General features: G+C 40.9%; 9 protein-coding genes and 1 other RNA gene. 3 read left to right on the top strand and 7 right to left on the bottom strand.

The features are described 5' to 3' along the window. Nucleotides 1–140 precede the first annotated feature (140 nt). The 4 genes from CUS89_RS13590 to CUS89_RS13575 all read right to left on the bottom strand — a co-directional run bounded on the left by CUS89_RS13590 (nt 141) and on the right by CUS89_RS13575 (nt 4,126). Nucleotides 141–815, bottom strand: coding sequence for an HD domain-containing protein (locus tag CUS89_RS13590; protein WP_104872513.1), 675 nt, complete (start codon nt 813–815; stop codon nt 141–143). 29 nt (nt 816–844) lie between these two features. Continuing rightward, nucleotides 845–2,347: a carboxypeptidase M32 gene (locus tag CUS89_RS13585; protein WP_104872512.1), complete on the bottom strand. Its 1,503-nt coding sequence runs from the start codon at nt 2,345–2,347 to the stop codon at nt 845–847. A gap of 63 nt (nt 2,348–2,410) precedes the next feature. After that, on the bottom strand, nt 2,411–2,875 hold the full coding sequence (locus CUS89_RS13580) for an ASCH domain-containing protein (protein ID WP_104872511.1): 465 nt from the start codon (nt 2,873–2,875) through the stop codon (nt 2,411–2,413). 81 nt (nt 2,876–2,956) lie between these two features. Then, the gene (locus CUS89_RS13575) at nt 2,957–4,126 is read right to left on the bottom strand and encodes a THUMP domain-containing class I SAM-dependent RNA methyltransferase (protein ID WP_104872510.1); all 1,170 of its coding nucleotides are present in this window, start codon (nt 4,124–4,126) and stop codon (nt 2,957–2,959) included. 30 nt (nt 4,127–4,156) lie between these two features. On the opposite strand from CUS89_RS13575, the gene CUS89_RS16160 reads away from it, so the two are divergent. Next, entirely contained in the window at nt 4,157–4,369 is a 213-nt protein-coding gene (locus tag CUS89_RS16160; protein WP_181055375.1) for a hypothetical protein, read from the top strand. A gap of 55 nt (nt 4,370–4,424) precedes the next feature. On the opposite strand, the gene rnpB is transcribed toward CUS89_RS16160, so the two are convergent. The 3 genes from rnpB to CUS89_RS13560 all read right to left on the bottom strand — a co-directional run bounded on the left by rnpB (nt 4,425) and on the right by CUS89_RS13560 (nt 5,856). After that, nucleotides 4,425–4,795: RNase P RNA component class B (gene rnpB / locus CUS89_RS13570), an RNA gene on the bottom strand. Nucleotides 4,796–4,813: 18 nt separating this feature from the next. After that, nucleotides 4,814–5,227 (bottom strand): cell division regulator GpsB, encoded by a 414-nt coding sequence (gene gpsB, locus CUS89_RS13565; protein WP_071867241.1) that lies wholly within the window; start codon nt 5,225–5,227, stop codon nt 4,814–4,816. Between the two features lie 89 nt (nt 5,228–5,316). Then, nucleotides 5,317–5,856: a DUF1273 domain-containing protein gene (locus tag CUS89_RS13560; RefSeq protein WP_010735546.1), complete on the bottom strand. Its 540-nt coding sequence runs from the start codon at nt 5,854–5,856 to the stop codon at nt 5,317–5,319. Nucleotides 5,857–5,920: 64 nt separating this feature from the next. Between CUS89_RS13560 and recU the strand changes: the two genes are divergently transcribed. Beyond that, nucleotides 5,921–6,562, top strand: coding sequence for a Holliday junction resolvase RecU (gene recU, locus CUS89_RS13555; protein ID WP_104872509.1), 642 nt, complete (start codon nt 5,921–5,923; stop codon nt 6,560–6,562). Next, a complete protein-coding gene (locus CUS89_RS13550; protein ID WP_104872508.1) occupies nt 6,552–8,942 on the top strand; it encodes a PBP1A family penicillin-binding protein in 2,391 nt (796 codons plus the stop codon). Before recU ends, CUS89_RS13550 begins: the two co-directional genes overlap by 11 nt. Nucleotides 8,943–8,981 lie beyond the last annotated feature (39 nt).

The raw sequence follows: 8,981 nt of genomic DNA, 5'->3' as shown, positions 1-8,981 counted from the left end.
AGGCGCCATCCACGAAAATTGTTTTTCAACTTATTGTGGATAGCGCCTTATTTTTTGAAGAGGTTCCTTCTGTTCCCGCCGTTTATTTGGTTTTAGATGATGCGAGAGGACGAATGGCGCAAACACGTCTTTTGATTCAATTATAGGTTACGCCAAGTTTGTGCAGCAAGTGAATCATCACCTAAGAACCATTCTGTGTAGAACTCATCTAGAAATCCACGCATAAATGCTTCACGTCGTTTGGCTTCTTGCTTCGCATACTCCGTATTCATTTGATCTGGCAGTAACAGCAATTTTTCATAAAAATGATTGATCACTGTCGAACCTTTACGATAATCTTGTTTATTCGTATAATTGATCGGCTGGATGGCTGGGTCGAAAATCGGATGCCCCTTATGTCCTCCATAATAAGCCGTTCGTAAAATACCCATCGCACCTAACGCCTCTAAGCGATCTGCATCTTGTACGATCTTGCCTTCTAATGACAATTCGACGTCATCAGACAAGCTTTTTGAAAAAGACATATTTTCGATGATATGAAAAATCTGGAAAATCTCTGTTTCTGCTACTCCGATGTTTGCTAAAAAGACTCTAAGTTCTTCTTTCGCTTGCTTTTCATCTTCGACCACTTTATCATCGATCGTATCATGTAGATATGCCGCTGCCAGAGTGATAAAAGAATCGGCTTGTGGTAGTGTCTCAAGGACTTGACGGGAAAGTTCGACTACCCGATTCGTATGATCCACACCATGTCCTGAACGATCCAAAGACAATTGTTCCATGCTATAGTTAGCAATTTCACTTAATTTATCCACTGCCGCTTTCACCTTCTATTTGAAAATTTTTAGACTTCTTCAACACCATAAACACTAAAGTAAAGTTTTCGCATAAAATCGATCAAGTATTGCGGATTCAATGCTTCTCCTGTTGCATCTTGAATCAATTGATTCGGTTTTCTTGATGCACCGTACTGATGGATTTTTTCTGTCATCCACTCTTTGATCGGTGAATAATCATCAGAAGATAAGATCTCATCAACAGCGATATCTTTTTTCATTGCATGTAACAATTGTGCAGCATACATAAATCCTAACGCATAAGATGGGAAGTAACCAAAACTTGCACCTGACCAATGGACATCTTGTAAGATCCCTTCTAAATCGTTTGTTGGGCGGATGCCTAAATACTCTTCATATTTTTGGTTCCATACTTCTGGTAATTTCTCAACTTCTAACCCTTCATTGAACATCATTTTTTCGATCTCGTAACGTATAATGATGTGTAATGGATACGTCAAACTGTCTGCTTCGATCCGAATCAAGCTTGCTTTTGTATACTGCAATGAACGATAGAAATCATCAAAAGAAATATCATCGAAGGTTCCTTCAGCACACTCTTGGAAGAATGGGTACTGTTTTTCCCAGAAACTACGATTGCTGCCGACAATGATTTCATTGAAAAGTGATTGCGACTCATGGATGCCCATTGATGTGCCTTCGCCTACTGGTGTATACGTATATTTTTCATCAATATTTTGTTCATACATTCCGTGTCCGGCTTCATGAATCACTCCAAACGTTGCCATTTTGAAGTCCTCTTCATTCCAACGTGTCGTGATGCGGACATCATTACGATTGATCCCGATCATAAATGGATGAATCGTGTCATCTAAGCGACCTCGTGAAAAATCATACCCTAACTGTTTGATCACACCGACTACAAAACGTTTTTGTTGCTCTTTCTTCATTTTACGTGAGAGAAAATCCGTCTCTGGCGCTGTTCCTTTTTCCACTAAGGCTTGACGGATGGACATAATGCCCTCTTTGACTTGATCAAATACTTGATCTAAGATCTCAACTGTCATTCCTGGCTCGTATTTATTCAACAGAACATCATAATCCGTTTTTTCCTCTTTACGCCAATATGGGATCAACTGTTTTGTGATCTTGATATTTTCAGATAATGCGGATTCAAAATCAGCAAATTGTTTTGATTCACGCGATTCTTGCCATTTTGTATGGGCTCTAGAAGTCGCAGAAGTTAATGCAATCATCAATTCTTCCGGTACTTTATGCTCTAATTCATAGTCTTCTTTGACTTTCTCAAAAACCGTTTTTCCGACTTCAGACAACTCGTCAGGGTGCGCAGAGAAGTATTCGATTGCTTCTGCGATTTTCGGTCCGACTTTTTTTGAGAAATATAGCCCATATAAATAACTGTTGACTTCACTGCGTTCTTCACTTGATTTTTCTGGCATGCCTGTTTGGATATCCCAGTCCAATACTGTTAACGCTTGACTCATTAAATCGATTTCTTTGACTTCTTTCAAAAATTCCTTTTCATTCATCCAAAAATCCTCCAACTTATCCTAGTTATCATTTATCCAATAGTTATAGCTCACTTACATTTACTATATTTCTTTTGCGTTGATTAATTCAAACCGTTCAACAGCAAGGGGCATCTCTTCATAAAATTCTTTTCCAATTTGGGGCATTAACTCCCTAAAAAATTGTTTATGAACTTTATACCAGTAATCATAGCTCAAATCACCCTCACCCTCAGCACGGGCAATTTCATCTGTTACTTCATTCATCGGCATTATCGTCATATCTGTATATTTTATGATGCCTACAGGTTCGTCTTTACTATTTAAAACAATGGTATAACTTCCGATTTTAGACAAAGGGTCTTCATCGTAATACAGGCATTCGTCGTATGATGAACATGACGCCGTTTTGATCCCCTTTAAAATCAAGTCTGCCAACTCATCTGCTATCGGTGTCCCTTCCCAACCCCACTGCTCTGCAGTAACATCTGTTGGAGGGAATTCACCTTGCCAAAATTCTTTCCAATACTTTTTTGCTTGTTCATTCATTTTCAAGTCCTCCAAAAATCATAGGGTCAAAGGTCTTAAAGTCCCAACCATGGTTTTTAGGTATCCATACTTGTAACCTAGTTATTCGTTTTCAGTCCGTTCTTTTCTTGGTGGACGAGTTCCCCAATATTGGAACAGATCTGTGCGCAATGCACCATTGTACAATTTACGTTTTTTCGTCGCTTTTTGTCCGTAAAATTCTTCAAATGCCAAATCACTTGTCAAGATGTACTTACTCCACGTTTTCAATGGGCGGAAAACCTCACCCATTTCTTTGTAGAGACGACGAACGGATTCTTCTTCGCCTAAGCGTTCACCATAAGGGGGATTAGCAACGATCACGCCATATTCTTTTTCCGTTTTGAAGTCCTTCACTGCCCGTTGTTGGAAGGTGATGGAATCTCCTAAACCGATTTCTTCCGCGTTGGCTCTGGCGATACCGATCAATTGACCATTGATATCAGACCCAGTGATATCTAATTCGATATCATAATCTGCCTGTTCTTCTGCTGCTGCACGAACTTTTTCCATGATAGTCGGATCGAACCAATCCCACGTCTCACACACAAATTCACGATTGAAACCAGGGGCGATATTATGACCGATCAGTGCAGCTTCGATACAGAGTGTTCCTGAACCACAAACCGGATCATAAAACGGACGATCTTTTCGCCAATTCGTCAACATCACTAAAGCTGCTGCCATATTTTCTTTTAATGGGGCACCACCTTTTTCTAAGCGATAACCACGTTTGAACAAACTTGGACCAGTCGTATCAAGGGTCACTAACACATGATCTTTCAGTAAAGCAACTTCTAGTTGGAAATGTGCGCCGGTTTCTGTCAATGGCACAGTAGACGGACGATGATAATACGTACGTAGTCTTTCAACAATTGCTTTCTTAGTGATGGCTTGACAGTCTGGTGTACTATAAAGCGTCGATTTGATCGATTTCCCTGCAACCGGGAAAGATGCGTCTAATGGAAGATAGTCTTCCCATGGTAACGCTTTGACTTGCTCGAATAATTCATCAAACGTACGAGCATCAAATTCACCCACAACGATCTTGATACGATCTGCTGTACGTAACCATAGATTGGTTGTAGCGATCGTTTCCATCGTTCCTTTGAAACGCGCACGACCATTTTCGACTTGGCAATCGATGCCAAGATCTCTAAGTTCTTTTCCTACTAATGCTTCTAATCCACTTGCAGCTGTCGCTATTAAATTGAATTCTCTATTTTTATCCATTGTATTCTCCTTATCAATCAAAAAAGAGGCATGATGACATTCGTCCTCTATAATCAAACAAATGGTGTGGCAGAAGCAGCCCCTTCGGAAATAAGCAGCAACACCCAAAAATACGAGAAGCTATTTTCGTATGTTGTTGCTTATTTCTTGGAGCTGTGCGCTTCCGTCACACCCTCTTCTAAATCCCCTACATCCGATCTTTTCTATGTGAAAAGTCCTGAAGTAGGAAAAAGCTATTATTAGTACTGATTTTGTAGGCTGATATTTGCCTATCGATTTATTCCCTGAAGATGTGGTTTTCTATAAGCCATGTTCTGTACTTTGTTTTTCCAGGGAGAAAAAACAAAGCGGTAACCATCTATCTGCAGATCAACTGCCCTTTTGTCTCGTTCTGATTCCCCGACAAAAAGCGCCCCTACCGTTGTTTGGGTTGCTCGCTCGAGGGGTTTACCGCGTTCCACCGAACAAGTTTCCTCGTTCGCTTCGTCACTGTGGCACTTTCAAGGATACTGAAGCATAGCCGAAACCTTAGCTTGTTTTCCTGCCGTTACTCTAAAAGAGTACCTTAGCTTATTTTTTCGCTAAGCACGAACACTACAGGCATCACAGCCTGTGCGAGCATGGACTTTCCTCAGTCTGGTCAAAGCCAGACCGCGATTACCCGAAAACCACAAATCGATTCATTGCTTAAAACTGACGTGTTGCTTCGTTGTCATGTTCGTTTGTTGATGTATAGTTGTTTGGATTAGGTGTTACTGGTGGTACATTGCCTGCTTGTGCATCTAATTTTTTACCGAATACTTCACGTTCAAGATTTGACAGACGTTTTAGAATATCGAAATTCGTCACTGCCGCACTTTTCGGAGTTTCTGTTTGTTGTGCACGACTTGGAGCTGCTCCTTGGTTTTTCGATAATTGAGCGACTTTTGCACTTAATTTATCGTTTTCTTCTTGTAAAGCAAGGAGTTGTTTGCTGTAATTCTCGTAATCTTTGATAATATTGTCTAAGAATTCGTCTACTTCGATCGGATCATATCCGCGCATTTTTGTTTTGAATTCTTGTTGTAAAATGTCTTTAGGACTATAAATCAAATTCGCCATATTTACACCTCTAGTTCTCATTTACGTATTAACGTTTCTACTTTTTTATTGTATCGGAAAAGACTTGATAAATCAAACACTATATTATTTTATTCACTAAAATTTTGCAAATCATCCATGCTGACGGTTCGAATCTCATAAGGATGACTCCCTTGGTATTTTTGTGCATCCTTAAAAAAATAGTCTGTTTTTCCAGGATATTCTGGATCATAAATCAATAGTGTCCCATCTGTATGTTGTAAAATAAACTGGGTGTGATTCCTCAGTTGACTCGGTGATTGATAGGGTTGGTGACTTACCGACTCACGATAGTCAGAAAGCTGTTCTACCAGTCTTTTCTTTTCCTGATTGTTCTCATTCCAACCATTGCCAAACTCTGCAAATGGATAGATGATCCCAAGCTTCAACTCTGGATAATCCGTCTTCATTTCAGCGACGACTTCACCTGCCCATAATTCGACGCCTAAGTTCCCACTAATGATCACCCATTCCAATCCTTCTTCCACCAATTGGGTCAATTCATTTTTTAAAACTTTTTTAATAACTGTCATTTTAGGGTCATTATCTTTGAATATGCCTAATTCAAAACTGCGATAACCAGAGATATACATTACTTTTATTGTATCCATTCCAGTTTCCTTTTCTTTCTCTGTGCTTTTTTGCTATAATGTGGCCTAGGAGAGTGATTCGATCATGGTTTTACGCTATCCAAATGGCCGTCCTTATATCAAGGATGCCTCGTCCAAAGAAAAAAAACAAGTAAAAAGGAACCCACATACGGAGTTTGGCAATCGCGGCATGCGATTTGAAGAAGCCATCAATGAAAGCAACGAGTATTATCTGGCACATCAAATGGCCGTTATCCATAAAAAGCCAACACCGGTTCAAATCGTAAAAGTTGACTACCCTCGACGTAGTGCCGCTGTCATTAAAGAAGCTTATTTTACACAAGCTTCCACAACTGATTATAACGGTGTCTATCGAGGTTTCTATTTGGATTTTGAAGCAAAAGAGACAAAAAACAAAACTTCATTTCCATTTAAAAATTTTCATCCTCATCAAATCTCACATATGGAAGCTTGTCAAAAACAAGGAGGAATCTGTTTTGTCCTTTTATGGTTTTCTACCTTACAGCGTTGTTTTTATTTAGATAGTACACATCTAGTCCACTATTGGCACGAACAACAGGCACAAGGAAGGAAATCCTTGCCGCTTTCATTGATCGAAAAACTAGGGATCGAGATTCCAAATGGCTTTGCCCCTCGTGTTCCATACTTGCAAGCAATCGATCAGTACTTAGAATCTAATGAAGGAGAACCAAAGAATGCCAACTAATCAAACGAGATCTTCTAAACGAAGCACCTCCTCTTCTTCTCCAAAGAAAAGAGGAAAACAATCAACGAAAAAAGGCACTGGAAAAGATCGAAAAGGATTGATCACACGTATTCTTTTAATTGGTCTTTCCTTGATCTGTGTCGCTTTTCTCGCAGGGGTCGGACTTTTTTGGTTTTATGCCAAAGATGCTCCTGCTCTGACAGACGAAAAACTGGATGCAACAGTTTCGTCAAAACTTTATACGAAAGATGGCGAGTTATTTGAAGATCTAGGGGCGGAAAAAAGAGAAAAAATTTCTGCCAACGAACTACCAAAGACACTTGAAGATGCCATCGTTTCAGTCGAAGACCGAAGATTTTACAAACATATCGGTGTTGACCCTGTCCGGATCATCGGTGCGGCATTATCCAACTTTACATCTGGCGGCTTACAAGGTGGTAGTACGTTGACTCAGCAGCTGATCAAGCTCTCTTTCTTCTCGACTAGTACCGAAGACCAAACAATCAGGCGTAAAGCCCAAGAAGCCTGGATGGCTGTCAGGCTGGAACAGACGAAATCAAAACAAGAGATACTGACCTATTATGTCAACAAAGTCTATATGTCTAACGGTCTTTACGGCATGGAAACAGCGGCTCAATCTTACTTTGGAAAAACATTAAGCGAATTGAATCTACCACAAACCGCGCTTTTAGCAGGAATGCCGCAAGCACCGTCAGCTTATGATCCTTATCAGTTTCCAGAGCAAGCAAAAAAACGCCGTGACACTGTCTTGTATACGATGCTCCAAAATGAAAAAATCTCTCAAACAGAGTACGATACAGCGATCAATACACCGATCACGGATGGGTTGCAAGAATTAACACAAGAAGACACCAATACAAGAATCGTCGATAATTATGTCAAAGAGGTCATCAATGAAGTCCATGCTAAAACAGATAAGAATGTCTACACCGATGGCTTAGACATTTACACGAACTTAGACTTGAATGCACAGAAACACTTATACGATGTGGTGAATACGGATCAATATGTTGCCTACCCTGACGATCAAATGCAAGTTGCTACTACGTTGATCGATGTCAATACTGGACAAGTCACCGCGCAGATCGGTGGAAGAAATATTCCGGATGATGTCGCTTTAGGTAATAACTTGGCTGTTAATACCTCTCGTGACTTTGGTTCAACCATGAAACCGATCACTGACTACGCACCAGCATTTGAAGAATTGAACTATTCTACTGGCAAACTGATCGCCGATGCACCTTACAATTATGAAGGAACTTCTATTCCTGTTTCGAACTGGGACAACCGTTACATGGGAATGGTCACCTTGCGCCAAGCGTTATACCTCTCAAGAAACGTCCCGGCTGTCAAGCTCTTCAATGAAGTTGGCTCAGATAAAGTGGCTGAGTTCTTGAGTAGCTTAGGGATCGAATATAGCACGATCCATCAGTCAAATGCGATTTCAAGTAATACTGAACAACAAGATGGGACGAAATACGGTGCTTCTTCTGAAAAAATGGCCGCAGCATACGCTGCTTTGGCAAATGGTGGTACTTACTACAAACCACAATATGTCAATCGGATCGTTTTCCAAGATGGCACGGAAGAAACGTTTGAACCAGAAGGAACAAGAGCAATGTCTGAAGAAACAGCATACATGGTGACGGACATCTTGAAAGACACGATCACTCGCGGAACCGGTACGAATGCCGCAATCCCAGGCTTGATCCAAGCTGGTAAAACAGGAACATCTAATTATACGGACGAGGAGTATGCTAAGTTAGGAACATCGACTGGCGTTTATCCAGACATTTTATTTGCTGGCTATACACCGAATTATGCGATTTCTGTGTGGACGGGATACAATGATAAAATGACTCCGATCACTTCCACTGGAACAGATGTAGCTTCAGATGTTTATCGCGAATTGATGAAATTTGTCTCCGCAAATGTGACAAATACGGACTGGACGATGCCTAACGGACTGTACCGTTCTGGTGGTGAATTATTCTTTAGAAATGCATCATCATCTGGCAATTCAAACGCTACGGTGCCATCAACGACGATTCCTTCTTCATCTGCGGTCGTCCCAGTAACTCCTGTTCCTGAGTCTTCAACTAGTGAAACTGTTCCTGAGACTTCTACTAGCTCAACGACTGAACCTAGCTCTGAAGAGTCGACACCACCACCAAGCAGTGAACCAACTGAGCCAAGCACTCAGCCTTCTACAGAACCACCAGCATCGTCAAGTGAGGAAGCACCACCCGAATCCTCTGCTACACCGCCAAGTTCTGAAGATACAAATGCGGCTGGTGGTGACAGCGGGACACGAACTGCACCTTCTACTCGATCTTCGTCAAGAAACAGTAGTGATTGACCAGCAAAAAAGCCATCCGCAAAGGATGGCTTTTTGGTT

Origin of the sequence: Enterococcus mundtii (genome assembly GCF_002947535.1) — a bacterium.
Lineage (GTDB): Bacteria > Bacillota > Bacilli > Lactobacillales > Enterococcaceae > Enterococcus_B > Enterococcus_B mundtii_B.
Note: the sequence above shows the minus strand (reverse complement) of the source record. Positions and strands in the feature narration are given on the sequence as shown.

Bases quoted from the DNA above. Each gene is read 5' to 3' on its own strand.
- CUS89_RS13585 (WP_104872512.1), bottom strand. From the start codon at position 2,347: ATGAATGAAAAGGAATTTTTGAAAGAAGTCAAAGAAATCGATTTAATG.
- CUS89_RS13580 (WP_104872511.1), bottom strand. From the start codon at position 2,875: ATGAATGAACAAGCAAAAAAGTATTGGAAAGAATTTTGGCAAGGTGAA.
- CUS89_RS13575 (WP_104872510.1), bottom strand. From the start codon at position 4,126: ATGGATAAAAATAGAGAATTCAATTTAATAGCGACAGCTGCAAGTGGA.
- CUS89_RS16160 (WP_181055375.1), top strand. From the start codon at position 4,157: ATGATGACATTCGTCCTCTATAATCAAACAAATGGTGTGGCAGAAGCA.
- gpsB (WP_071867241.1), bottom strand. From the start codon at position 5,227: ATGGCGAATTTGATTTATAGTCCTAAAGACATTTTACAACAAGAATTC.
- CUS89_RS13560 (WP_010735546.1), bottom strand. From the start codon at position 5,856: ATGGATACAATAAAAGTAATGTATATCTCTGGTTATCGCAGTTTTGAA.
- recU (WP_104872509.1), top strand. From the start codon at position 5,921: ATGGTTTTACGCTATCCAAATGGCCGTCCTTATATCAAGGATGCCTCG.
- CUS89_RS13550 (WP_104872508.1), top strand. From the start codon at position 6,552: ATGCCAACTAATCAAACGAGATCTTCTAAACGAAGCACCTCCTCTTCT.